Here is a 23484-nt window from a genome sequence, read left to right on the forward strand (position 1 = left end):
CCTATTAAGGAAGCTTTTTTAATAACAATAGAAATGTCAAAACAGGGACAACAAACATTAGAGGAAGTTCAACAATTTGAAGGAAAATATCCAAAACAGATTTGGAGTTTATTTTTCTCAGAAATGTGGGAACGGTTTTGCTTTTACGGTATGCGAGGCATGCTGGTTTTCTTTATGACAACCCAGCTCAATTTTGCAGAAAAAGAAGCAAATTTGCAGTACGGTGCAACACAAGCATTTGTGTATGCTTTTACTTTTATTGGAGGATTATTTGCCGATAAAATTTTAGGATTTAGAAAATCTCTTTTTTGGGGAGGAGTTTTGATGATTGTTGGAAGTGCCTTATTGGCAACAGATCCACATCAATTTTTCTTTTTCGGTTTAGCCTTTATCATTATTGGTACAGGTTTCTTCAAACCGAACATTTCAACAATGGTAGGCGAGTTGTATCGTGCAGATGACAATCGTCGCGATGCAGGTTTCTCTTTGTTTTATGCTGGTATTAATTTGGGTGCATTTTTAGGTGGTTACATTTGTGTTGCCATTGGAAAAGGTTATATGTTGGCTTCCTTTATTGATGAGGCGCATCGTTGGAATGTAGCTTTTGGTTTGGCTGCGGTGGGTATGTTGATCAGTTTGATCAATTTCTATTTCACACAGCGTCAGTTAGGGCCAATTGGTCTACAACCAGGAAATGCAGATGCTACTATTAAAACAAAACCATTACCAAAATGGGTAGAATATGCGGTATATATAGGAACTTTGTTATTAATACCATTGATTCAGATAATGGTATCTAAAACACAGTATACCGATTATTTTATGTACCTCATAGGTCCATTAACATTGATCTATCTCTTCTATGAAATGACACAAGTTTCTAAAGTAGAAAGAAATAAACTGATTGCTGCACTAGTATTTATCTTATTTTCCATTATCTTTTGGGGTATTTATGAACAAAGTGGAGGTTCTTTAAGCATTTTTGCTGCCAAGAATTTAAATGATTCCATGCTAGGTGGCCTGTTACATTTAGATCCCAATGGCGTTAATAACTCAGGAGGAGCATTCTTCATTATCATTTTAGCACCCGTTTTTGGTTTATTATGGATTTGGTTATCAAAAAGAAAATTAGAACCAAACACACTTATAAAATTTGGCTTAGGTTTTATTTTCTTAGGATTAGGCTATTATGTCTTATTTGGTACTAAATTCTTTGCGCAGGACGGGGTTGCTTCATTGGATATATTCACACTGGCACTTTTAGTGATTACCGTTGGTGAGTTATGTTTATCGCCTATTGGTTTATCGATCATGACAAAATTATCGCCTGCGAGATTACAAGGTATTATGATGGGGATGTGGTTTTTAGCGAGTGCTTATGGACAATATGTAGCAGGACTTATTGGTGCCCATATGGCTGAAGCAAGAGAAGGCGATTCCTTAATGGATAAATTGATTACGTATACCGATAGCTATAAGCAATTAGGTATTTATTCACTCATTGCGGGTGTAATTTTAATCGCATTGTCGCCACTTGTGAAAAAGCTAATGGGAGGTGTGAAATAAAACGCAGTTGAAAACTTGAATAAATTTTCAATTCTTCCTTTAACAAAAAAGTTCGATAATCATTATCGAACTTTTTTGTTATTTATTTCTGATCGTAGATCCATTTAAATTTGTATTCTTTTTCTGGAATTTTCATCCGATCGGCTAAGCGAGCCAAGCGATCTGGAAGTTTTAACAAATAATCTCTTGCTTTTTCTCCTTTTTCATTCAAACCTGTTACCTGATCAATTTTCCAGTCTGTATTGAGTTCTTGTAAGATTTCGACATAATCTAATGCGGTATATACACCAAGACGTTGTGCCGCATCAGAGAAGTGTGCAAAGGCTTCACCTTGAGGTTCACCAGCCTCTCTTAAGAATTGTGCTGGCATTACAATTTTTTTACGCATCATATCTTCAAAAGCAATCATTACCTCACTAGGGTCTACAACTAAAGCTTGTGAAATAAAAGACATATATGCTTTCGCATGGCGTGCCTCATCTGAAGCAATTACCCCACACATTTTTGCTAGAAGCTTATCGCCACTTTTTTTAGAAAGTCCTGCTACACGTCTGTGCGATACGTTAGTAGCCAGCTCTTGAAAAGAGGTATAGATAAAGTTACGGTAAGGGTCGGCTCCAGTACCGATATCAAAACCATCTTTAATCAAATATTGTGTTGATATTTCGAATTGACGCATATCAATTCTTCCAGATAAATAGAGATACTTATTCAAAAGATCTCCATGGCGATTTTCCTCAGCAGTCCAAGCGCGTACCCATTTCATCCAACCACCTTGCTCATTCTTATCCACATCTTCAACCATAGCTAACCAGGATTCATAGGTTGGTAAAGCTTCTTCTGTAACGGTATCTCCAACTAGAACAGCAACTAAATCATATGGAAGTTCCCTTGCACTCTCCTGTAAATCTCTAACTTCTTCAAAAAATGTATCTCTAGAAGCATCCGGTAGAAAATCTGCGGGTTGCCACATTTCTTCTACAGGCTTTAGGTAATCGCTCATTTCGTTTAACATGAACGGTTCCAAATAGCTCATGACTTCTTTACGTGAGCCTTCGGGTAAATTTAGAGGTAATTCTTGCATATCAATACAAAGATAATTAAATAGGTTCAATAAAAATTGTATTAAAATAAAGAATATCACATGCAGAATAAATATCATGTATAGACCATATTTGAAAAAGTAGTTTCAAATTTAGATCTATACTTAAAAAGTAGATAATGAAGACAAACTTTTGCTAAATTACTGTTAACTTTGTTTAAATCATTGAGCAAAAGAAAAATTGAAAAATTTCGATATAAACAAAATTAGAGCAGATTTCCCAATCTTAAAAAGAGAAGTCAATGGCAAGCCCTTAGTGTATTTTGATAATGGAGCAACAACGCATAAACCACAGTCTGTGATCGATGCCATTAGCCATTATTATTCAGATATGAATAGTAATGTGCACCGCGGTGTTCATTATTTAAGCCAGATTTCTACGGATGCTTTTGAGGAGACAAGACGCAATGTTCAAGCATTTATACATGCGAAATATGATCATGAAATTATCATCACCACGGGAACAACCCACAGTATTAACATTATTGCGACTTGTTTTGGAAAGCAAAATATTTCTGCTGGTGATGAGATCATTATTTCTGCAATGGAACACCACTCAAATATCGTCCCTTGGCAAATGATTTGTGAAGAAAAAGAGGCTAAATTGAAGGTGATTCCTATGAATGAAAAAGGAGAATTGGATATAGAAGCTTATAAGACTTTGTTTTCTGACAAGACGAAAATTGTTGCCCTTACCTATGTTTCGAATTCTTTAGGGACAATCAATCCGGTTAAAGAGATGATTGCAATCGCACATATGCATCAAGTACCTGTTTTATTAGATGCAGCTCAAGCTATTCAACATATTAAAATAGATGTTCAGGATCTGGATGTTGATTTCCTAGCCTTCTCTGGTCATAAAATGTATGGACCTACAGGTGTTGGTGTTTTATATGGAAAAGAAGCGGCCCTAAATGCAATCCCACCTTATCAAGGAGGGGGTGACATGATTAAGGAGGTGACTTTTGAAAAAACAATTTATAACGACTTACCGTTCAAATTTGAAGCAGGTACACCTAATATTGAAGCTGGTATTTGTTTGAATGCCGCCATTTCTTATATCAATGAAATTGGTCTTGAACAAATTGCTGCTTATGAAGAGGAGTTGTTAGCCTATGCTCAAGAACAGTTGGCTACTGTACCAGGCATTCGTTTTATTGGTACTGCGGCGTATAAAAGCTCTGTTATTTCTTTTCTAATTGATGGCACTCATCCCTATGATGTTGGTGTCATATTAGACAAGTTGGGGATTGCTGTTCGTACAGGACATCATTGTGCACAACCTGTCATGGATCAGTTTGGAATTCCAGGAACAATTCGCGCTTCTTTGGCTATGTACAATACAAAAGAGGAAGTAGATATATTAGTTGCTGGCTTGAAAAGAGCTACAAGTATGTTAGTTTAAAAAATTATAAAATAGGAATGACGATTAACGAAATACAAGATGAATTAATTGATGATTTCTCTTTCTTTACAGATTGGATGGAAAAATATGAATACATCATTCAACTGGGAAAAGAAGTTCCATTAATAGACGAAGAACATAAAAAAGATGATTATATTATCAAAGGATGCCAATCGAAAGTTTGGTTGTTTCCTGAGGTAAAAGAAGGAAAAGTGTATTTCACAGCAGACAGTGATGCGATTATTACAAAAGGACTGGTTAGCTTAATGGTAAAGGTATTGTCTGGTCATACAGCGAAAGAAATTGTGGATGCTAATTTATATTTTATCGATAAAATTGGACTCAATGAACATCTTTCTCCAACTCGAGCAAATGGATTGTTGTCCATGATCAAGCAAATGAAATTATATGCACTAGCGTTACAGGCGAGGGGGTAGGAAGGTTAGATTGTTAGAAAGGTTAATTGGTTAGAAAGAACTTGTTAACCGTTATAAAACAAAAATCCCAATCTGAATAATTCAGATTGGGATTTTTGTTTTTATATCTGTTGTTATTATACTTCTAATAATAAACGAGCAGGATCTTCTAGTAATTGTTTAACACGTACCAAGAAGCTTACTGACTCGCGACCATCGATGATACGGTGATCATAAGATAAAGCGATGTACATCATTGGGCGGATAACTACTTGACCATTCTCAGCGATTGGGCGTTGAATGATATTGTGCATCCCTAAGATTGCTGACTGAGGTGCATTGATAATTGGAGTTGACATCATCGAACCAAATACACCACCATTGGTGATTGTAAATGTACCACCAGTCATTTCATCAATCGTTAATTTATTATCACGAGCTTTAACAGCTAAAGCGCCAATTCCTTTTTCGATTTCGTGTAATGACATTGATTCCGCATTACGAAGAACAGGAACAACCAATCCTTTAGGAGCAGAAACTGCGATTGAAATATCTGCAAAATCAGAATATACCAACTCATTTTCTTCAATTCGAGCATTTACAGCAGGCCATTCTTTTAATGCTGTTGTCACTGCTTTTGTGAAAAATGACATGAATCCAAGACCTACACCATGTTTCTCTTTGAACGAATCTTTGTATTTAGCACGTAAATCCATGATTGGTTGCATGTTTACTTCGTTAAACGTTGTTAACATAGCTGTTTCATTTTTTACAGCAACTAAACGTTTAGCAATTGTTTTACGTAAAGAAGTCATTTTTTCACGACGTTCGTTGCGTGCACCAGCTACAGCAACTGGAGCTTCTGCTTTTGGAGCCTCTTTTACTGGAGCAGCTACTTTTGCAACTACCTGAGCTTTTTCAGCATCTTCTTTTGTAATACGACCTTCTTTTCCAGTTCCTTTGATGGAAGTAGGATCAATTCCTTTTTCTCTTAAAATTTTTGCGGCAGCAGGAGATGCTGTACCAGCAGCATAAGAATCTGGGTTTTCATCAGCAGCACTATTTGCTGCAGGAGCAGCAGTTTTCTCTTCAGAAGCAACGGCAGCAGGTTTTGCATCACCTGCAGGAGCACCACCTTCTTCGATAGTACATACTACAGCACCGATTTCTAAAGTATCACCTTCTTGAGCAATAATTCTTAAGATACCCGCTTTTTCAGCTGGCAATTCAAAAGTTGCTTTATCAGATTCCAATTCAGCGATATTCTCGTCCATTTCAACGTAATCGCCATCTTGTTTCAACCATTGTGAAAGAGTTACCTCAGTAATGGATTCACCTACGGTTGGTACTTTAATTTCTAAGCTCATATATAATGTTCTTTACAGACAATTGCGTCTTTTTGTAGAAGACGCAATTGGATAAAAATTGTTTTTATTCGAATGATTTATTTAAAATTTCAGCTTGTTGTGCTACGTGTTGTTTCATGTAACCTGTAGCGGTACTTCCACTCTCTTTGCGAGAAACAACTCCAGTGAATGCAATTGTTGTATTCATTAATTTGCGACAGTAGAAAGGCCAAGCACCCATGTTCTCGTTTTCTTCTTGTACCCAAAGAAATTCGGTTGCTTTGTTGTATTTTTTACGGATTGTTTTCAATTGCTCTTCTGGAATAGGGAACAATTGCTCCAATCTCACTAGAGCGATATCTTTGCGTTTATCCGTCTCTTGTTTTTCTAATAAATCGTAATATACTTTACCAGAGCAGAATAATACACGTTTTACATCTTTCGCGCTTACATTTGCATCGTCGATTACCTCTTGGAAAGTTTTTGATGTAAAATCTTTTAAAGGTGATACTACTCTTGGATGACGTAATAATGATTTTGGTGTAAAAGCAACTAATGGTTTACGGAATTCACGAACTTGTTGACGACGTAATAAGTGAAAATAGTTTGCTGGTGTTGTACAATTCGCTAAGATTAAGTTTTCATTCGCACACAATTCTAAGAATCTTTCGATACGAGCAGAAGAATGTTCTGGACCTTGACCTTCCATACCGTGAGGTAATAACATCACTAGACCATTCGAACGTTTCCATTTCGTTTCAGCAGAAGATAAGTATTGATCCACTATAATTTGTGCACCATTGTAGAAATCTCCGAATTGTGCTTCCCAAATAGTCAAAGCATGTGGGTTAGCAGATGCGTAACCATATTCAAAACCTAATACAGCATATTCAGATAACAATGAATTAAAGATCGAGAATTTGTCTCCACCAGTAATATTTGCTAAAGGTGTATAAGTCTCTTCTGAATTTTCTAACGTTAGAACCGCATGTCTGTGGGAAAATGTACCACGTTGTACATCTTGACCAGAGATACGAACACGACCACCTTCGTTTAATAAAGTAGCATAAGCCATTAATTCGCCCATTGCCCAATCGTAAGAATCTTTTTCAATCATCTTTGCACGATCTTCAAACAAGCGTGATATTTTACGGAAGAACGCTTTATCTTTAGGAAGTGTTGTAATTTCTTTTGCTAATTGCAAAAATAGCTTATCCGAAACATTTGTTTTTACTGGCGTGAATGATTCACCTTTTTTAGCAGGACGTAAACCTTTCCAAGCACCAGAAAACATTGGAGTTTCCTCTGTTAAGTTGACTACTTCTTTAGATTCTTCTAATTTTTCTTGAAGAACAGCTTTGAATTCTTTCTCGATCTTTTTTGAATAAGCTTCATCAATACTTCCTTCATCAATCAATTTTTTAGCATAAACTTCTTTTGGATTAGGATGCTTTTCGATTATTTTATACAATAAAGGTTGCGTGAACTTAGGTTCATCAGCCTCATTGTGACCAAATCTTCTATAACATAGCAAGTCAATGAAAACATCAGTTTTGTATTTTTGACGATATTCAACTGCTAGTTTGATCGCATATACTAAAGCTTCAGCATCGTCACCATTCACATGGAATACTGGAGATGAAGTAATTTTTGCCACATCTGTACAGTAAGTACCCGAACGTGCATCCTTATAATTTGTTGTAAAGCCAATTTGGTTGTTGATGACAATATGGATTGTACCACCAGTTTTGTAGCCATCCAATTTTGACATTTGTGTTACTTCATACACAACACCTTGTCCAGCAATAGCAGCATCACCATGAATAGCAATAGGAGCGATTTTAGAAGAATCTCCTTCGTATTTCATGTCAATTTTTGAACGGACTAAACCTTCCACAATTGGATCTACTGTTTCTAAGTGAGAAGGGTTAGGCGCTAAACTTAAATGGATCGTTTTTCCATCATTTGTTTTTACATCCGTAGAATAACCCAAGTGATATTTCACATCACCACCGAAGTTTATTTCTGGATCTTCTGCATAGGTTTTACCTTCAAATTCTGAGAATACCGTTTTGTAAGGTTTGCCCATGATATTTGTTAATACGTTTAAACGACCACGGTGAGCCATACCGATAACAAACTCTTGAATTCCTAATTCCGAACCTTTTTCGATAACGGCATCTAAAGCAGGGATTAAACTCTCTGCACCTTCAAGAGAAAAGCGTTTCTGACCTAAAAATTTAGTTCCTAAAAAACTCTCAAAAGCAACAGCATGGTTTAATTTATCTAAGATTCTTTTCTTGATGTCTAAAGAGTATGTCGGTTTGTTGCGGTCAGCCTCCATACGATCCTGTAACCATTTAATTTTTTCAGGGTTACGGATATATTTGAATTCTGCACCAATAGAACGGCAGTACGTATCTTCAATTAATTGTCTAATATCTTGTAATTTGGCAGGACCTAAACCAACTTCAACACCTGCGTTAAAGATGGTGTTCATGTCAGATTCAGAAAGGCCAAATGTTTCTAATTCTTTTCCAGGGTAATATTTGCGACGCTCACGTACTGGATTTGTATGTGTAAATAAATGACCACGGTCTCTGTAGCCATTAATCATGTTCAATACATTTATTTCCTTTAGAACATGGTCTGGTGTTGCATCTGAAGAAATACCAACACTTTCACCTGTGTTTTGACCAAAATCAAAACCTTCAAAAAATTTTTGCCAGCCAAAATCTACGGATTCTGGATCTTGTTTGTACGCTTGATATAACCCGTCGATATAGCTCGAATCAGCGTTACTCAAATATGTAAGTTTGTCCATCTATTTGAAAAAAATATGAATGCGTCAAAGTTAGGAATAAAAATACAGTTTTAGGTACTGTAATTGATTATTTTAGTGACGAATTTCACGAATTTATAAATTCCTTTGTGGTTTTATAAACTGCAAAATTTATGTCTAGATAACTTTGTTTGGTTTTTAATTATCCAGAATGGACATTAATTTATTTGACTCAAAAATTCATCTGGTACTTGAATACCTTGTGGGTAATGGGTCTGAATTAATTTTTGCCAATCTATGGGTGCATTTTCTCGTTCACTGGTGCCAACACCTGCAATATGAGACCAATTTCCATAATTAGAAGCAGGGGTATAATCGAAGATATTTTGTTCAAACCAGTAGGCACCCTTCAGCCAATTTATATTATATTCTTGAACAAGATAGCTGGAAACAATAATCCGAGCAAAATAAGGTAGATATCCTGTTTTTTGAAGTAATAACATGCTCTGATTGACAAAATCATTCTCCGTTTCTCCAAATCTCCACTTATCAAAAAGTAATTGATCATTTTTACTCATGATGTGTTCTTTTTTAAATCCTTTTTCTTTAAAAAATACATTTGGATATTTTTTTAGCATAAATCTAAAATAATCTCTCCAAAGTAACATATCGATAAGCTTATCAAAGCGTTTGTTCTTTTTGCCATTCTCCAGCTTCTTAATTTCATGATAAAGTCTTATGGGAGATAAAGAACCTAGTGCAATAAAAGGAGATAATAAGGTATAATCATGTTCAGAGCCACGAGGATCATTTAGAACAGTTTGCATCATTTCAAGGGCTAAATCTTCTCCACCTGTAATGAATTTATTTTTTACACGTGCTGTTTCTTCAGGACTGTATCCCAAGTCTTCTAAAGTTGGAAGGGATGTTTTCTCCAAATGTGGAGGAGTCATGAAATTGTTTGGATAGGCAGCCACAGATCTTACAAAACTTTCTCTTTCTATTTTCTTTTTGAAAATTGCAAATGAATTTGGAATATCACGAACGGGAAAAGGAAGATCTTCTTTATGATACAGTGTGTGTCCGATAATGTGCTTTAAATTAATCTTACTTTTCCATAGTTCGGTTTCAACACGCTCAGAAATAGAGGTTTCTCGATAAGCAACTTCACGATGGTGGTACACCTCATCTACCTGATACTTTTGGGCAATACGAGGAATGATATCCTCAGGATGCCCAATATAGATCATTAAATCACTTCCTAATGATAATAGTTTTTCTTTTAAAGCTTTTACTGTTTCTAATTGGAAAGCTGCTCTTATCGCATTAGTATTTAAGAAATCATATTGATTTTTAGCATAATATCTAGGGTCAAAACAAAAGACAGGAATGATGAAAGAACTTTTTGAGGACGCTTCTAAAAATACTTCATTATCATGAAGTCTCAAGTCATTTCTAAACCAAATCAGTGCGGCCCTTTTTTCCATACAGGTGTAATTTTTATATTATTTGCTAAAATAAGCGTATAGGAGTTACAAATATAAAGCTTATAAGTTGCTTTGTTGAGATTATTGATATATTGACAAAAAAAGGACAATAAATAAGTCGATAAAAAACACAATAGTATTAAACCTTGATGCAACTTATTTGTTTATTATAGAGAAAGAAGAAATTTGAATGGTATATTCATGGAAGTATTAATAACAGGCTTAAATACTTATTTAGGAAGAAGAGCAGTCAGTCATCTTAATTCTAACGAATTTAAGGTAACAGGATTAGTTCGAAATTTGAATCTCTTCAATATGCGGTTGAAAGAACCAATAACGGCTAGCTTGTTTGAAATGGATTTATTAAAGGCGAACAATCAGTTCAATGATTTTTCTTTGAAAAATTTAGATCTGGGAATTTACTTTACACAAGTTCCGCAACTCAATGATCAACTCAATATGCAAATTGAGCTGATGTCTCTTCGAAGTTTTATTCAAATATGTAAGCAAAATTCTTGTAATCGAATTGTTTATATTGCTCAGTTAATTGATTCTTTTTACATCAATGCTATTCAAAACGTATTTGAAGAATTCAGAATAAAATATACGATTGTTTTAAAAAGTAGTGCCGTTGGTAAGGGAACTATTTTAAGTGATATTTTTGAAAAACTAGCTAAAAGTAAATTTATTCCTTATTGGAGATTTATTGGCAATTTGAAATTTCGACCTATACCTTTATTGGATGTATATCGGTGGATTCAGACAATGCCATGGAATGATAATTTCATTAGTGAAGTCATTTATCTGGGAGGAGAGGAGACATTAGATTATAAACAACTTTTTTCCCGTTACATGCAAGTGTATCATCCTGATCGAGCATATCGTACATTCTCTATTAATAAATGGATGGTGAAATTAGCGTATACCAGATTTTATAATATCCATAAAGAAAATTTTGATGAGTTTAGACGTATTATGAGATACGAATCAGATGTGGATAACACGACCTGGTCTAAAAAAGCTGATTTTACTTTTACTGCCATGAATCAGAGTTTGTTGATTGATCAATAAGACAATTAAGCGGTTTTACACTTTTTCCTGCCGATTATTCTGCTAAATTTGTAATGGAACAATTTGAATGCAGGTATATGGGATATAAAAGTTTAACGGAATGTGTTGTAGATTTAGAACAACATGGACATCTGATTCGGATCAAGGAAGAAGTAGATCCTTATCTGGAAATGGCAGCCATTCATATGCGTGTATTTGATGTAGAAGGCCCTGCTCTCTATTTTGAAAATATAAAAGGTTCGAACTTTCCTGCAGTCTCTAATCTTTTCGGAACATTGGATCGCGCTAAGTTTATGTTTAGAGATACCTTGGATCATATTAAAAAATTGGTTGACGTTAAAATGGATCCTTCCGCAGTTTTAAAAAATCCGTTGAAATATATCAGTTCTTCTGCCGTAGCTTTAGGTGCTTTACCTTGGAAGAAGCAGGGCAATGCTCCTATATTATATGGGAAAACAACAATAAGCAAATTGCCTCAAATTGTGAATTGGCCAATGGATGGGGGGGCTTTTGTGACCATGCCTCAAGTATATACGGAAGACATCACAAAACCTGGAATTATGCAAGCTAATTTAGGGATGTATCGTATTCAATTGTCTGGAAACGATTATATTCCAGATAAAGAAATTGGCTTACATTATCAATTACATCGTGGAATTGGTATTCATCAACAAAAGGCGAATGAATTAGGAAGACCTTTAAAAGTGAGCATTTTTGTTGGGGGGCCTCCTTCACATCCACTTTCTGCAGTGATGCCCTTACCTGAAGGGTTGTCAGAAATGATATTTGCAGGAGCACTAGGTAATCGTAGGTTTCGTTATTTTTATGACAAGGAAGGATTCTGCATTTCTGCAGATGCAGATTTTGTTATTACGGGAACTGTTTACCCAAACCAAACGAAGCCTGAAGGGCCCTTTGGAGATCATATTGGTTATTATAGTTTGACACACCCATTTCCATTGATGCAAGTACATAATGTGTATTATAAGAAAAATCCTATTTGGTCGTTTACTGTTGTGGGACGTCCCCCACAAGAGGATACTAGCTTTGGAAATTTAATTCATGAAATCACAGGTGCAGCAATACCAAAAGAAATCAATGGCTTAAAAGCTGTGCATGCGGTGGATGCAGCAGGTGTTCATCCCTTATTATTTGCCATTGGCAGAGAAAGCTACACTCCTTATCAAAAAGTAGATCGTCCTCAAGAGATTTTAACAATTGCCAATCAAGCGTTAGGAAAGAACCAATTGAGTTTGGCTAAATATGTATTCATTGCTGCTACGGAAGATAATCCAGAACTTGATATTCATGATGTTTCTGATTTCTTTACACATATGTTAGAACGGATTGATCTTTCTAGAGATCTACATTTTCATACCAACACGACGATAGATACATTGGATTATTCTGGAGATGGGTTAAACGCGGGATCTAAAGTTGTTTTTGCTGCTGCAGGTTCAAAGAAAAGGGTATTAAATACTGAAATTCCTTTAGGGTTATCTATTCCAAGGCCCTTTAATCATATTAAAATGGCATTACCTGGAATTCTGATTGTAGATGGTGCAGTTTTCACAACCTATGAACAAGAGGAAATCATATTGAAAAACTGGTGTGATGCGATGAAGGATATAAATTTTGAAGGTATTCAAATGATTGTGTTGGCTGATGATGCAGCCTATACTGCTGCAAATGAAAATAACTTTGTTTGGGTAACCTTTACCCGTTCAAATCCTGCATATGATATCTATGGTGTCCGTAGTTTTACGCAATATAAACATTGGGGATGTCGTGGACCTGTTATTATAGACGCCAGACGTAAGCCACACCATGCTCCAGATCTAATTAAAGATCCTGCTGTAGAGAAGCGTGTAGATGCCTTAGGTGCAAAAGGCGGATCATTGTATGGTATTATCTAACTGTGTGGTAGAATGCAATAGTGATCCTGTCGTTAAGCGGGGATACTGCAGGGTATAAGCGTTCTAAGAGCGTTATTCAAGAGAGCACAGTATTTGAAGATGGTAAGAGCGTGGTAAGTGTGTACTAAGTGCGTTAAAGGTATACTTTTAACGCACTATCTACGCACTATGTACGCTTTATCCCTGCTTAGTCCCTACTTGATCCCTTTAGATAGGCTGCTTGATGAAAGTTTGATACAGCAGAACTCATCTCATCTTTTTTGTTCAATAAGTTTTAAATTCAGATTTTTAATAATCCATTTTTTGCTTTATACAGAGGTCGTATAGCATCTATATAAAAAAAGATGAAAATCGGTAAACTTATAGAGGCATACAGCAATTTATATTTTAATTGAAATACCTGCTCAACTCCATTTACAGCTATCTTTTCCACAAATATTGCAGGTAAAATAAACATGCCAAAAGCAAAAATCATAAAAAGAGCTATCGAAAAATAGTTTGGTCTTATCCCAATTTGAATAATTGTAGGATTCTCACTTTTTATTTCTCCATTTAGATAAACGTTTACACTTCTTAATCTTGTTCGTTCTCGGAAGTGACCCAGTAATGAACCGTCTCTTCCATGATTATAGCTAAAAAAATGTATTTTAAATGAATGGTTTAAGAACTCGGTTCTATATGTAGGCATATATAAATCATTCATAGAAGTAGAATCTATTTTTTCAAATATTTGCTGTTTTGTTAGAGCTGTTTCGTAAAAATCTTGCTTAATAAATGCTGACATAATTTTAATAAATTTTAAATGCTATTACTATTGTGAATATACGGTAAATGAGAGAAATGAAAGCCTTTCGGCCCTCATTTTCCTTATATCTGCAAACCAATCCTGCGAACTAATGTTAGAATGAATATTAGTTATACTATTTAATACGAATACCCGTTTTCAACGAACAGATATCAATTTGCGTATATGTATATGCGTTACCATCTCATGCAAGAAGAAAGAGTAATTAAAAACTTAAATTGGACACTATGAAAATTTTTTTTAAAAATCCACTGATAGCAACTGTTTTAATTGAAAAACCCATCTATGAAATATGGCAACATTGGATAAATTCTGATTCCATTAAAATTTGGAATATTCCATTTGATCATTGGCACTGTCCAAAAGTTGAAAATGATGTGAGAGATGGAGGAGCATTTTTTTTCAGAATGGAAAGCAAAGATGGAAAAGAAGGATTTGATTATTCAGGTGTTTATAGCCATATTCTTCCGTTAACGTATATTGAAAGTGTAGGTGGAGATGGAAGAAAAAATAGAGTAGAATTTGAATCGGTAGACAACCATACAATTATCCGGGAGACCTTTGAACCAGATTCAGAAACACCTTTAGCGATACAACAAAATTTTACGGACTCTGTATTAAAGAAGTTTAAAGATTTTATGGAACAAGATAATAAATGACCTAACGGCATTAAAAAAATAAATAATAACCTATCTTATAATGGTAATTTTGTTCTTAACTTTCAGTGGCAATAATAACAAAACAGTAATAAAAAATAACGATATGGCAACAATAGTGACTGACAGTTTAAGTTTTCAAAATGGATATGCCGAAGTAAACGGACTCAACATGTATTACGAAATTTATGGAAAAGGTAAACCTTTGGTGCTTATTCATGGAGGAGGTTCAACGATTCAAACTTCTTTTGAAAAGGTTATTCCGTTATTTGCAAAAAATAGAAAAGTAATCGCTGTGGAGTTACAGGCTCACGGGCGTACAAATGACAGAAATACAGACTCCTCCTTTGAACAAGATGCAGACGATATCGTCACTCTTCTAGAAAATCTAAAGATTGACAAAGCTGATTTTTTTGGATTTAGCAATGGGGCAACAACAACTTTACAGATCGCTATTCGTCACCCTCAAATCGTGAATAAAATTATTTTAGGTTCCGTACTTGCCAAACGTAGTGGAGTGCCTGAACAATTTTGGGGATTTATGGAACAAGCAACCTTGGAAAATATGCCTTCACAGCTAAAAGAAGCTTATACTGAAGTGTCAACAAATCCAAATGGTTTACAGGTTATGCATAACCGAGATGCGAAGAGAATGGTTAATTTTAAAGATATCTCGGACGATAAAATCCAATCCATTAAAGTGCCAACTTTAATCATCATTGGAGATAAAGATCTGATTACTCCAGAACATGCAGTTGAAATTTACAGGCAAATTGCCAATGCTGAATTAGCGATAATTCCTGGTGTACATGGAGAATATATGGGTGAAATAACAACCTTAAAATCTGATTTTAGAGAAAGCGACCTTTTTGCAGTGCCATTGATTGAAAAATTCCTCGATAACACGGCCCATTAGTAATGATGATCGTGATCAATAGCAAAAATTGAGGATCGTATAATTTCAAGAACAGAAAAAGTGAAAATCGTTGTAGTGCATCAATAAAAGCGACAATGAGGAAAGTTTTTGAGCGGAGATTATTCTCATGATCCCTAAGGGGGGAGAGCTTACTTCAAAAGCTCCAAATAGTTGTTATAATGTAGCCTATATAGTTGATGTATTGCTTGTAAGCAGTTCGTTGTTCTTCTCGTCAGTTTTTAGATTACGTTTATTAGAGAAAGTCTTGTTTCCAACTGGCTTGGACTTTCAAAATGTATTCCATACAAACCAATTTCTTCAGCGGTTTTGACATTATTTATGTTATCATCAATAAAAATAGTATGCTCTGCTTTTAGATTGTACCTGTCTAGCAACAAATGATAAATTTGTCTGTCTGGCTTAATCATTTTTTCTTGTCCTGAAACAACAATACCGTCAAATTCTTCAAAAAACGAAAATCTATCGTATGCAATTGAGATGGTTTCTGCCGACCAATTTGTTAAGCCGTAGATTTTGTATTTTGCTTTTAATTTATACAATAATGATACCGTTTCAGGGATGTCGCTTCTAAGCATCGTTTCCCATCTATCGTAGAAAAGCTGTATCATAGCATAAAATTCTGGAAATTTTTTTTGTAATAACACTGTGCCATCCGAAAGTGAACGTCCTCTGTCTTGTTCTAAATTCCATTCGTCTGTACAAATATTTTTAAGAAAGTGCTCCATTTCGTTTTTGTTCTGAAAATGGTCTTTATATAAGTATCTTGGATTCCAATCAACTAAAACACCACCAAAGTCAAAAATTATATTTTCCGTTTTCATTAGTGAATTTTTTAAGCTGAAATTTCCAAATAATTTCCTTCAGGGTCTAAAACTACGCTTTCATAGTAGCCGTCGCCTGTCGTTCTCGGTTCGCTAAAAATAGTATAACCGTCAGTTCTTAATATTTCAGTAAGTTCATTTACTTTTTCCTTCCCACCAACCGAAATTGTAAAATGAGCAATTCCTTTTGTAAACCCTCTTTGTCCAATATTTGGTGCAATGTTAGGTTTGTTCATAAGTTCTAAACGAGTTTTTTCCTCGCCGAAGTAAATAAAATATGCAGTATATTGATTCTTCTCATTCGTGTATTTTCCCCCCGAATTCGTGTCAAAATATTTTAAATAAAAAGCTCTCATTGTTTCTAAGTCGTCAACCCAAATGGCAAGGTGTTCTATCTTCATTTTATAAAATCTGTTAGTTGAAAATTTGATAAATTTTATCTGTTCGTTTTGTAAGGAGGGTCTTTTTTTTAATTCCCATAACATTTTATTGCTTTACGAAGTTGTGGTTTTCAAGACACAAATGTTCAATCAACTACAAATGCTGATTAGAATTATTGACCTTTAAATTTATCACTTCTATCGCAATTTTACAAGATCTCTTTATCGACCACCTTTCTTTTGGTTCCGTAGCGAAGTTCTTTACAGTCAAAGTCGTTGTCTTGAAGCAGGGTTATTACTGTTTCAGCAATTTCTATTTGACTTTCAATGCATAAGATTTTGTTACGTTCTTAGAGGTCAAAATTCCATTTGGAATTACGCAAATGCTTGTCAAGTAACGATTGAAGATTTCTTGTTGCTGAATTGAAGGAATATTGATTTTAAAACAAAAAATCATTGTTTGCTTTTTTGTTCATTTACTATTTTTTCAAGGTCGGTCCAAGCCCCTCCGTTATATACATGTCTAAAACCTTTTTCTTTTAATATTGTCTCAACTTTTACACTTCTTACACCGTGTGAACAGCAAGTTATATAAGTCTTACTTGTGTCGAGTTCCTTATATCTTTCTCGAATTGTTCCCAATGAAATATTTATTGAACCATCAATATGTCCCATTTTATATTCCTTCTCTGTGCGAACATCTAAAAGAATTGCACCATTCTCTATTTTTTTATCAAGTCCGTTATCAAGCGTAGCAAAGCGATATGTTCGATAAGAAATGTAAATTAACAGAACTATACCACAAATAATGTATATTGTTTTCATAGTTTACTTAAAATTTTATTGTCAATATAAAATGTTCCAAATGGAATAAAACAAGCCAAAATAATTTTCCAAGTTATGGCTTTAAATTTCCAATTCTGCTCAATACCCACACTTAATGTATGGAAGAGAAATAGTAAAAAAATTGCTCCGTGAATTGGTCCTAATACGCTGCTTAAACTTGGATTATGAAAGTAGTATTTCATAGGAACAGCCAGGAATACGAGAACTAATAATGAAATACCTTCAAGAAACCCAATAATTCTTAATCTTCCGATTTTTGTTTTGAATAAATTTATCATATTATCTAAAATAAGGTCGGTTTGATAATGGTGAAAATGGCCAAGGAATGGCTATTAAAATGATAATGAGTGCAACTAAAAACCAAACCAACATTGTTTTAAATTTTTCTTTGTCGGTTGTTTTTCTTTTTGATAATGCAGAACCAATGGTAATTAAAAGGATCGCTGTTAGCATTAAAATGATGTGAAGTAAACCAAAGAAAGCTATGTCTAAATTTTGAATTGCTTCATTGAAATTGTGCCAAAAATATTGGACTATCGGACTTTGAGTATATAGTATGATCCCAATTATAAGTTGAACATGAGCAATTATTGCTGTCCAATGACGAATAGCATTTTCTGTTTTGGAAAATTGAGTGTTTAAAGTATAACCTTTATATGCCCTATAAATAGCGTAAAGTAAACTTGTTAAAACAAGCCAACGCATTATTGAATGGTAAAATATAAGTGCCTGATACATCGTAAATTTTGCTTAACGATGCAAAGATAACAAAAACATACTAATTGGTATGTTTTTGTTGAAAATATTTTAAGCTAAATTGTTTAGGTAGATTTTTAGTTCCTTTAAGTAAGCATGATAGCAATCTGCATTGTTGTATGCTTTGCCAAAATTTCTAATTCCCCAATAACTCGACATAATGAAATACGCAACTTGTTGTGGGTTTACATTTTTTCTTACAGTTCCATTTGCTTTACCACTTTTTATACAATTCTCCATTGTTTGTTGCCATTCTAAAATAAGTTCAGATAATGCTTTCCCAAAATCTATATTCCAAGGTGTCATTTCTTGTGTCAAATTTCCTACTGGGCAACCGTATTCTAATTTTAAAAATGGATTGTCGAGAAGTAATGCTTTCGTCATATCATAAATTTCCTTTATTGGATTTTTAGCGTCTTTTAAAGGTTTAATGAAAGCGTTTTGCATTGTTGGTTTTACAATTTCATTAATTATTGCCAAACCCATTTCGTCTTTAGTCTTGAAATGATAGTAAAATGCACCTTTTGTTACTTTTGTTGTAGCTATAATTTCGTCAATACTTGCCGTTTGATAACCTTTGGTGTAGATTATCTCAAAAGCTTTTTCAAGAATTGCATGTCGAGTTGCAGATGCCTTTGTCATAAAAGATACTAATTAGTATGAAATGCAAAGAAAGGTAAACTTTGTCTGTCTGACAAGTTATCTATAAAAAATGTTAAATTTTTGAAGTGTTGATCTTGTAGGATAGGGTAGGGTTGCCGTTAACATTTTATCGTTTTGTTTTCAAATAGAAAACATAAGTTCGACGAAGTCAAATCGAAACATAAAGATAAAAAAAACAAAAATTCTGCATATATGCGTTGGTCGCAATACCTCCAATGCAATGTTAAGCATTGGTTTCTCTATTCAATCTACCAATAATTTTCGTTCGACAAAAGTCATTTGTTATTTGCTTTTCAAATTTGTCTTGTTACCAAATGTCAGCTATTATCAATTTTTGTTTGCCACCAATCACATTCAAACAATAATCCAGACAATCGGTCATCCTTATGATGAATAAATATCCATTCAGAATCCTGTGAACGGATATTTATTTTTTTGAATTTGTTTGTTCCTAATTAAACGATCTAACGATTAAAAAAATGAGCTTCTCACGAAAACTTTTATGTCTTAGATATTTGAACCTTTGCACTAAGAGATTCTACATCTCTCTAAAACTTAATTACAAAAAATAATAAAATGAAAACAATTTTTATCACAGGAACATCGAGTGGACTGGGGAAAGCAACAGTAAAGTTTTTTTTAGCAAACAACTGGAACGTGATTGCAACAATGCAAAATCTGGACAAAGAAACAGAACTTTCTAATTTGCCTCATGTAACACTTTTACAGTTGGATGTCTCCAACCCACAGGAAATACAAAGTGTAATAACCCAAGTTACTTCTAATGGCCATGTAGATATTGTCTTCAATAGTGCGGGTTATGCGCTCACAGAACCGTTGGAATCGTATTCGGAAGAGCAAATTATAAAGCAGATGAACACCAATCTACTCGGTGCAATATTGGTAACGAAAGCCTTTATTCCTCATTTTCGAATAAAAAGATCTGGTCTTTTTTTGACCACTACTTCTATCAGAGGTCTGGTTTCCTTTCCTTTAAATTCCATATATCATGCTACGCAATTAAATTGTTTCTCTATTTTCAATCCAATCTACCAATAATTTTCGTTCGGCAAAAAGCCATTTGTTATTTTGCTTTTCAAATTTGTCTTGGTATCGAATGGCAGCTATCATCAATTTTTGTTTACTATCAATCACATTCAAATGATGAGCCATACAATAGGTAATTGCCAAAGCAGTATTGTCTGTCACTTTTATGGTAGATTGCCCATTAAAATGCATTGTTGCGTCATAAGAATTGAGATTGTCAAAAACTGGGAATAAGTCCTCATTTTTAGAAATTACTTGACTTGGGGTTTCTGATTTTGGGTCGTAATAAACTTCAAAATTAGTGTCTTCTGTAAACAGTGCCATTTGTCCTCTTGCGTTACGAGTGTCTGCACAATAAGCGTATTGGTCTATCAGTTCGCGAATAGCTAATCTATCTGCATTTTGTTGTAATTCTTGTTCGATATTCATTGTATTTTGTTTTAACTTGATGATTGAATGGAAGCCGGCGTTACCCCATACATTTTTTTAAAGGCCGAATAAAAATGAGAAAGATTTTCAAAACCTACCTCTAAATATATTTCGGTTGGCTTGTGTTTTTTTTCTTGAATGAGATGATAAGCCTTTGTCAGTCTTTTTTCCTGTAACCATTTGCGTGGTGAAGTTTTAAATGTTTGAGTAAAATCTCTTTTAAATGCTGCCAAACTTCTTCCTGTGAGTTTTGCAAATTGTTCTAGGGGTACATTGTAATGATAGTTTTGTAGCATAAATTTTTCAAGGTCAATCTTATAGGGTTCAGAAAAATCAAACAAAAAAGATTTTAAAGTGGGTTTTAAATTTAATAATAATCCGATGGCTTCATAAGTTTTTATGGTTGCCAATTGTTTGCTTATTTTTTCTGATTGCTCAACGTATGGTAATAAGGATTGAAAATAACTTTTCAGCAAAATATCTGGTTTTAGCAAAAATGTTTTTTCTCCTGTATAATTTTTGTCTTTTAAAATTGAATTATTCATTGCATACTGTTGCAAAACAGTATCAGTAATAATTACCGAAATAATTTTGTACACTTCATTGGAATCAGGAATTTTTATGGTTTTCGCCAATTGATTTTTTTGAGCTAAAAGGATTTGATTTTTCTTCAAAATCAATTTTCCGTTCTCATTTTGAATATGTGTTTCTCCCGAAAACTGAAATGCCAAAACATGTTGAGGTATAAATTGTTCATGACCACGTTGGTGTTCAAAAGTACAGGTATAGACGAAGCTGTCTTCTAAGAACTTTGTAACAGGTACTATCTCTTCAGACATCATTTTTCGGTTAATAAACGTTGCTGATAAGCAGCATTTCTTGTTTCTGTATTACTGTCAATGAACATCAAAATGGTCATAAAAGCAATAGTAGTAATACCAACAGCTCTCCAAAGTGGGGCATTAGAAAACATAATTAACAATGCTGCTACTATAATAATGATTGGCAATACTTTGAAAACAATGATGAAATCATTTTGAGATTTTGCGGTACGCGCTATTTCTTTTTGAACAAATGCTTTTGGATCAGTTTTAAAAGCTATTTCAAATTGTTCAATTCGTGGTTTATTAGCAAAATATAATCCTGCTGAAACAACTACCACTAATATGCCTGCAATCAGCATAGGTAATACAAAAGCTTTTGCCATAGCAGTTTTACCTAATTGCCAAAAACCGAATGCGGCTAGGAAAAACAATAAACTAAGCAATAGAATTATTTTTGCAGAAAACATTTCGGCTTTTGCCCAATCAATACTCATTTTTAAAATATCCATTTTTTATTATTTTTTTTAAGATGGACCAATTGTCACCCATAATATTTTTAACAATTTATACTTCATAAAGGTTTTTCATATACGCAATATAATCAAACTCTTTAAGTGTGGTTCTGGCTCCAATCCAGGTGGTTGCATCATTGCCTACAATGTATCGAAGATTATCTGTGTCATCAATAGCAGCATTGTAAATAAGATTGGCTACTTGTTCAGGCGTAGCAATGCCGTCGTGCATTTTTTCGAATTTTTGTAAGAATTTCTGAGTGAAATTGTTATAATCTGCTAAGTCTTCATTAAAAGCAAATTTTTCTTCTGCGGTTTTATGAAAAGTTGTGTCGACACCTCCAGGTTCGATGAGCTTTACTTTAATGTTTTGAGATATTAATTCATAATAAAGAGATTCCGAGAAGCCTTCGATGGCAAATTTTGACGATGAGTACAAAGAAACCATAGGCATTCCTATTCTTCCTGCCGCCGATGAGATGTTTATAATTGTTCCTTGTTTGTTTTTTCTGAAATGAGGTAGAATCGCTTGGGTCACATGCATTGTTCCAAAAACATTAACCTGAAATTGTTCCTCTATTTGTTTTACTGTAGTGGCTTCAAACAACCCAAACTGTCCGAATGCTGCATTGTTTATTAGTACATCAATCTTTCCAAAACGTTCAATTCCCTGGTTAATGGATTGCGCTATTGTTTCGGGTTGTGTGATATCTAATGTTGTTACAAATATATTCTTGTAATTATTTAGATTGTTTTTACTATCTGTGTTACGCATTGTAGCGACTACATTCCAACCATTTTCGGCAAATAGTTTTGCTGTGATATAACCTATTCCTCTCGAAGTACCTGTAATTAAAACTGTCTTGTTCATCTTGTTTTTTTTAAGTTTCTATATAGCAAAGATGAATATTTATTGAGGGGTTTTATTTGGTGTAAGGCTCAAATTTTATTTGGTGCAGGGTTCAGTTCTTAAATAAAATTGGATCAATTTATCAAACCGTTGAGACTCGTATGGTGATCGGTAGTATTCTGAAGTACTTCTATGAAACATTCTTCTTATGGTTAATACTATTTTCGTCTTATCATAGGTATTTGTAAATTAGTAGGGCGATTTTCTTCGGTGTCAAAGCCACGCCCATCTATATTTCGAGCTCCCCAAAACATCATATCATTATTCAAGTAAATTAATCATACTCTTTAAATATCTGCCCTGTCGCCAAACCAAATGGTGCAAAAGCTTTACCCAAAATATTTTGTGTTTCGCCTACTTTCCATTCGTTAAAACCTTGGGTATATTTGTTCAGTACATCTGCAAAACCTTGCAATAAAGGTGTTACAGCATATTTTTCATCCGCTATGAAATCTATTTTTTGAGCTCCAGCTGTAATAAGATGTTCGCCTTTCCATTCAGTGTGTCCTTTAATTTCCATTTTTGCCAAAGGCATTTTTCCGTAAGGATCAGCAAAATTGGTTACCGTCAATTCGAATTTATCATGGGGCAGAAATGTAAATGCTCTGGTTAAGTAAAATGGCTTCAGCGTTCCGTCCGGATTTTTAGAATTGCTTGGGCGAATTTCTGTTGTTATACTTTCCCAGTTTCCTAATGATTTTTGTTTCGTTTGTTCTATTGTCATTGTCTATAATTTTTTAGGATTAGTTTTTGTTTGGGCAAATGAATCATTGTTAATTCCAATTGCAATTTATACGGTTAATATTT

General features: G+C 34.2%; 24 protein-coding genes. 8 read left to right on the plus strand and 16 right to left on the minus strand.

Going from position 1 to position 23484, the window contains the following annotated elements:
- Nucleotides 1–33: 33 nt before the first annotated feature.
- Nucleotides 34–1566, plus strand: a complete 1533-nt coding sequence (locus LZQ00_RS02765; RefSeq protein WP_234511726.1) for a peptide MFS transporter — start codon at nt 34–36, stop codon at nt 1564–1566.
- Between the two features lie 82 nt (nt 1567–1648).
- On the opposite strand, the gene LZQ00_RS02770 is transcribed toward LZQ00_RS02765, so the two are convergent.
- On the minus strand, nt 1649–2650 hold the full coding sequence (locus tag LZQ00_RS02770; protein WP_234511728.1) for an acyl-ACP desaturase: 1002 nt from the start codon (nt 2648–2650) through the stop codon (nt 1649–1651).
- Between the two features lie 199 nt (nt 2651–2849).
- Between LZQ00_RS02770 and LZQ00_RS02775 the strand changes: the two genes are divergently transcribed.
- Nucleotides 2850–4073: a cysteine desulfurase gene (locus LZQ00_RS02775; protein ID WP_234511730.1), complete on the plus strand. Its 1224-nt coding sequence runs from the start codon at nt 2850–2852 to the stop codon at nt 4071–4073.
- A gap of 17 nt (nt 4074–4090) precedes the next feature.
- Nucleotides 4091–4510, plus strand: a complete 420-nt coding sequence (locus LZQ00_RS02780; RefSeq protein WP_234511732.1) for a SufE family protein — start codon at nt 4091–4093, stop codon at nt 4508–4510.
- Between the two features lie 116 nt (nt 4511–4626).
- Here LZQ00_RS02780 and odhB read toward each other — a convergent pair whose 3' ends face one another.
- The 3 genes from odhB to LZQ00_RS02795 form a co-directional block, all read right to left on the minus strand.
- The gene (gene odhB, locus LZQ00_RS02785) at nt 4627–5856 is read right to left on the minus strand and encodes a 2-oxoglutarate dehydrogenase complex dihydrolipoyllysine-residue succinyltransferase (protein ID WP_234511734.1); all 1230 of its coding nucleotides are present in this window, start codon (nt 5854–5856) and stop codon (nt 4627–4629) included.
- Between the two features lie 64 nt (nt 5857–5920).
- Nucleotides 5921–8659, minus strand: a complete 2739-nt coding sequence (locus LZQ00_RS02790; RefSeq protein WP_234511736.1) for a 2-oxoglutarate dehydrogenase E1 component — start codon at nt 8657–8659, stop codon at nt 5921–5923.
- 176 nt (nt 8660–8835) lie between these two features.
- The gene (locus LZQ00_RS02795; RefSeq protein WP_234511738.1) at nt 8836–10104 is read right to left on the minus strand and encodes a deoxyribodipyrimidine photo-lyase; all 1269 of its coding nucleotides are present in this window, start codon (nt 10102–10104) and stop codon (nt 8836–8838) included.
- 201 nt (nt 10105–10305) lie between these two features.
- Between LZQ00_RS02795 and LZQ00_RS02800 the strand changes: the two genes are divergently transcribed.
- Together LZQ00_RS02800 and LZQ00_RS02805 are read left to right on the plus strand one after the other, a co-directional pair.
- Nucleotides 10306–11175, plus strand: a complete 870-nt coding sequence (locus LZQ00_RS02800) for a hypothetical protein (RefSeq protein ID WP_234511739.1) — start codon at nt 10306–10308, stop codon at nt 11173–11175.
- Nucleotides 11176–11252: 77 nt separating this feature from the next.
- Nucleotides 11253–13091 carry a UbiD family decarboxylase gene (locus LZQ00_RS02805; protein ID WP_234511741.1) on the plus strand — a complete coding sequence of 613 codons (1839 nt, stop codon included), beginning with the start codon at nt 11253–11255 and terminating at the stop codon, nt 13089–13091.
- A 280-nt stretch (nt 13092–13371) separates the two neighbouring features.
- Here LZQ00_RS02805 and LZQ00_RS02810 read toward each other — a convergent pair whose 3' ends face one another.
- Nucleotides 13372–13875 (minus strand): hypothetical protein, encoded by a 504-nt coding sequence (locus LZQ00_RS02810; protein ID WP_234511743.1) that lies wholly within the window; start codon nt 13873–13875, stop codon nt 13372–13374.
- Between the two features lie 248 nt (nt 13876–14123).
- Here LZQ00_RS02810 and LZQ00_RS02815 point away from each other — a divergent pair, with 248 nt between their 5' ends.
- Entirely contained in the window at nt 14124–14555 is a 432-nt protein-coding gene (locus tag LZQ00_RS02815) for an SRPBCC domain-containing protein (protein ID WP_234511745.1), read from the plus strand.
- A gap of 103 nt (nt 14556–14658) precedes the next feature.
- Entirely contained in the window at nt 14659–15468 is an 810-nt protein-coding gene (locus LZQ00_RS02820; RefSeq protein ID WP_234511746.1) for an alpha/beta fold hydrolase, read from the plus strand.
- Between the two features lie 239 nt (nt 15469–15707).
- On the opposite strand, the gene LZQ00_RS02825 is transcribed toward LZQ00_RS02820, so the two are convergent.
- The 6 genes from LZQ00_RS02825 to LZQ00_RS02850 form a co-directional block, all read right to left on the minus strand.
- Nucleotides 15708–16310 carry an HAD family hydrolase gene (locus LZQ00_RS02825; protein WP_234511748.1) on the minus strand — a complete coding sequence of 201 codons (603 nt, stop codon included), beginning with the start codon at nt 16308–16310 and terminating at the stop codon, nt 15708–15710.
- An 11-nt stretch (nt 16311–16321) separates the two neighbouring features.
- Nucleotides 16322–16711 carry a VOC family protein gene (locus tag LZQ00_RS02830; protein WP_234511750.1) on the minus strand — a complete coding sequence of 130 codons (390 nt, stop codon included), beginning with the start codon at nt 16709–16711 and terminating at the stop codon, nt 16322–16324.
- A 432-nt stretch (nt 16712–17143) separates the two neighbouring features.
- The gene (locus LZQ00_RS02835) at nt 17144–17515 is read right to left on the minus strand and encodes a rhodanese-like domain-containing protein (RefSeq protein ID WP_234511752.1); all 372 of its coding nucleotides are present in this window, start codon (nt 17513–17515) and stop codon (nt 17144–17146) included.
- The gene (locus LZQ00_RS02840; RefSeq protein WP_234511754.1) at nt 17512–17814 is read right to left on the minus strand and encodes a DUF3817 domain-containing protein; all 303 of its coding nucleotides are present in this window, start codon (nt 17812–17814) and stop codon (nt 17512–17514) included. The genes LZQ00_RS02835 and LZQ00_RS02840 overlap by 4 nt, the downstream gene beginning before the upstream one ends.
- Nucleotide 17815: 1 nt before the next feature.
- A complete protein-coding gene (locus LZQ00_RS02845; RefSeq protein ID WP_234511755.1) occupies nt 17816–18241 on the minus strand; it encodes a hypothetical protein in 426 nt (141 codons plus the stop codon).
- Between the two features lie 102 nt (nt 18242–18343).
- Entirely contained in the window at nt 18344–18934 is a 591-nt protein-coding gene (locus LZQ00_RS02850) for a TetR/AcrR family transcriptional regulator (protein ID WP_234511757.1), read from the minus strand.
- 597 nt (nt 18935–19531) lie between these two features.
- Between LZQ00_RS02850 and LZQ00_RS02855 the strand changes: the two genes are divergently transcribed.
- Nucleotides 19532–20014, plus strand: coding sequence for an SDR family NAD(P)-dependent oxidoreductase (locus LZQ00_RS02855; protein ID WP_234511759.1), 483 nt, complete (start codon nt 19532–19534; stop codon nt 20012–20014).
- Here the strand turns inward: LZQ00_RS02855 and LZQ00_RS02860 are convergent.
- The 5 genes from LZQ00_RS02860 to LZQ00_RS02880 form a co-directional block, all read right to left on the minus strand.
- On the minus strand, nt 19976–20431 hold the full coding sequence (locus LZQ00_RS02860; protein ID WP_234511761.1) for a nuclear transport factor 2 family protein: 456 nt from the start codon (nt 20429–20431) through the stop codon (nt 19976–19978). The two genes, LZQ00_RS02855 and LZQ00_RS02860, sit on opposite strands and share 39 nt — an antisense overlap.
- A gap of 11 nt (nt 20432–20442) precedes the next feature.
- Nucleotides 20443–21270 carry a helix-turn-helix domain-containing protein gene (locus LZQ00_RS02865; RefSeq protein ID WP_234511763.1) on the minus strand — a complete coding sequence of 276 codons (828 nt, stop codon included), beginning with the start codon at nt 21268–21270 and terminating at the stop codon, nt 20443–20445.
- Nucleotides 21270–21764, minus strand: coding sequence for a hypothetical protein (locus tag LZQ00_RS02870; RefSeq protein WP_234511765.1), 495 nt, complete (start codon nt 21762–21764; stop codon nt 21270–21272). The genes LZQ00_RS02865 and LZQ00_RS02870 overlap by 1 nt, the downstream gene beginning before the upstream one ends.
- A 55-nt stretch (nt 21765–21819) precedes the next feature.
- On the minus strand, nt 21820–22638 hold the full coding sequence (locus tag LZQ00_RS02875) for an SDR family oxidoreductase (RefSeq protein WP_234511767.1): 819 nt from the start codon (nt 22636–22638) through the stop codon (nt 21820–21822).
- Nucleotides 22639–22951: 313 nt separating this feature from the next.
- Nucleotides 22952–23401: a hypothetical protein gene (locus LZQ00_RS02880; protein WP_234511769.1), complete on the minus strand. Its 450-nt coding sequence runs from the start codon at nt 23399–23401 to the stop codon at nt 22952–22954.
- Between the last annotated feature and the right edge of the window lie 83 nt (nt 23402–23484).

The sequence above is a fragment of the Sphingobacterium sp. SRCM116780 genome, assembly GCF_021442025.1.
In the GTDB taxonomy this organism is placed as follows: Bacteria; Bacteroidota; Bacteroidia; order Sphingobacteriales; family Sphingobacteriaceae; genus Sphingobacterium.

What these genes read in the sequence shown, in the direction of transcription:
- LZQ00_RS02765 (WP_234511726.1), top strand. Translation starts at nt 34, where the DNA reads ATGTCAAAACAGGGACAACAAACATTAGAGGAAGTTCAACAATTTGAA.
- LZQ00_RS02770 (WP_234511728.1), bottom strand. Translation starts at nt 2,650, where the DNA reads ATGCAAGAATTACCTCTAAATTTACCCGAAGGCTCACGTAAAGAAGTC.
- LZQ00_RS02780 (WP_234511732.1), top strand. Translation starts at nt 4,091, where the DNA reads ATGACGATTAACGAAATACAAGATGAATTAATTGATGATTTCTCTTTC.
- odhB (WP_234511734.1), bottom strand. Translation starts at nt 5,856, where the DNA reads ATGAGCTTAGAAATTAAAGTACCAACCGTAGGTGAATCCATTACTGAG.
- LZQ00_RS02790 (WP_234511736.1), bottom strand. Translation starts at nt 8,659, where the DNA reads ATGGACAAACTTACATATTTGAGTAACGCTGATTCGAGCTATATCGAC.
- LZQ00_RS02795 (WP_234511738.1), bottom strand. Translation starts at nt 10,104, where the DNA reads ATGGAAAAAAGGGCCGCACTGATTTGGTTTAGAAATGACTTGAGACTT.
- LZQ00_RS02800 (WP_234511739.1), top strand. Translation starts at nt 10,306, where the DNA reads ATGGAAGTATTAATAACAGGCTTAAATACTTATTTAGGAAGAAGAGCA.
- LZQ00_RS02805 (WP_234511741.1), top strand. Translation starts at nt 11,253, where the DNA reads ATGGGATATAAAAGTTTAACGGAATGTGTTGTAGATTTAGAACAACAT.
- LZQ00_RS02810 (WP_234511743.1), bottom strand. Translation starts at nt 13,875, where the DNA reads ATGTCAGCATTTATTAAGCAAGATTTTTACGAAACAGCTCTAACAAAA.
- LZQ00_RS02815 (WP_234511745.1), top strand. Translation starts at nt 14,124, where the DNA reads ATGAAAATTTTTTTTAAAAATCCACTGATAGCAACTGTTTTAATTGAA.
- LZQ00_RS02820 (WP_234511746.1), top strand. Translation starts at nt 14,659, where the DNA reads ATGGCAACAATAGTGACTGACAGTTTAAGTTTTCAAAATGGATATGCC.
- LZQ00_RS02825 (WP_234511748.1), bottom strand. Translation starts at nt 16,310, where the DNA reads ATGAAAACGGAAAATATAATTTTTGACTTTGGTGGTGTTTTAGTTGAT.
- LZQ00_RS02830 (WP_234511750.1), bottom strand. Translation starts at nt 16,711, where the DNA reads ATGAAGATAGAACACCTTGCCATTTGGGTTGACGACTTAGAAACAATG.
- LZQ00_RS02835 (WP_234511752.1), bottom strand. Translation starts at nt 17,515, where the DNA reads ATGAAAACAATATACATTATTTGTGGTATAGTTCTGTTAATTTACATT.
- LZQ00_RS02840 (WP_234511754.1), bottom strand. Translation starts at nt 17,814, where the DNA reads ATGATAAATTTATTCAAAACAAAAATCGGAAGATTAAGAATTATTGGG.
- LZQ00_RS02845 (WP_234511755.1), bottom strand. Translation starts at nt 18,241, where the DNA reads ATGCGTTGGCTTGTTTTAACAAGTTTACTTTACGCTATTTATAGGGCA.
- LZQ00_RS02850 (WP_234511757.1), bottom strand. Translation starts at nt 18,934, where the DNA reads ATGACAAAGGCATCTGCAACTCGACATGCAATTCTTGAAAAAGCTTTT.
- LZQ00_RS02855 (WP_234511759.1), top strand. Translation starts at nt 19,532, where the DNA reads ATGAAAACAATTTTTATCACAGGAACATCGAGTGGACTGGGGAAAGCA.
- LZQ00_RS02860 (WP_234511761.1), bottom strand. Translation starts at nt 20,431, where the DNA reads ATGAATATCGAACAAGAATTACAACAAAATGCAGATAGATTAGCTATT.
- LZQ00_RS02865 (WP_234511763.1), bottom strand. Translation starts at nt 21,270, where the DNA reads ATGTCTGAAGAGATAGTACCTGTTACAAAGTTCTTAGAAGACAGCTTC.
- LZQ00_RS02870 (WP_234511765.1), bottom strand. Translation starts at nt 21,764, where the DNA reads ATGGATATTTTAAAAATGAGTATTGATTGGGCAAAAGCCGAAATGTTT.
- LZQ00_RS02875 (WP_234511767.1), bottom strand. Translation starts at nt 22,638, where the DNA reads ATGAACAAGACAGTTTTAATTACAGGTACTTCGAGAGGAATAGGTTAT.
- LZQ00_RS02880 (WP_234511769.1), bottom strand. Translation starts at nt 23,401, where the DNA reads ATGACAATAGAACAAACGAAACAAAAATCATTAGGAAACTGGGAAAGT.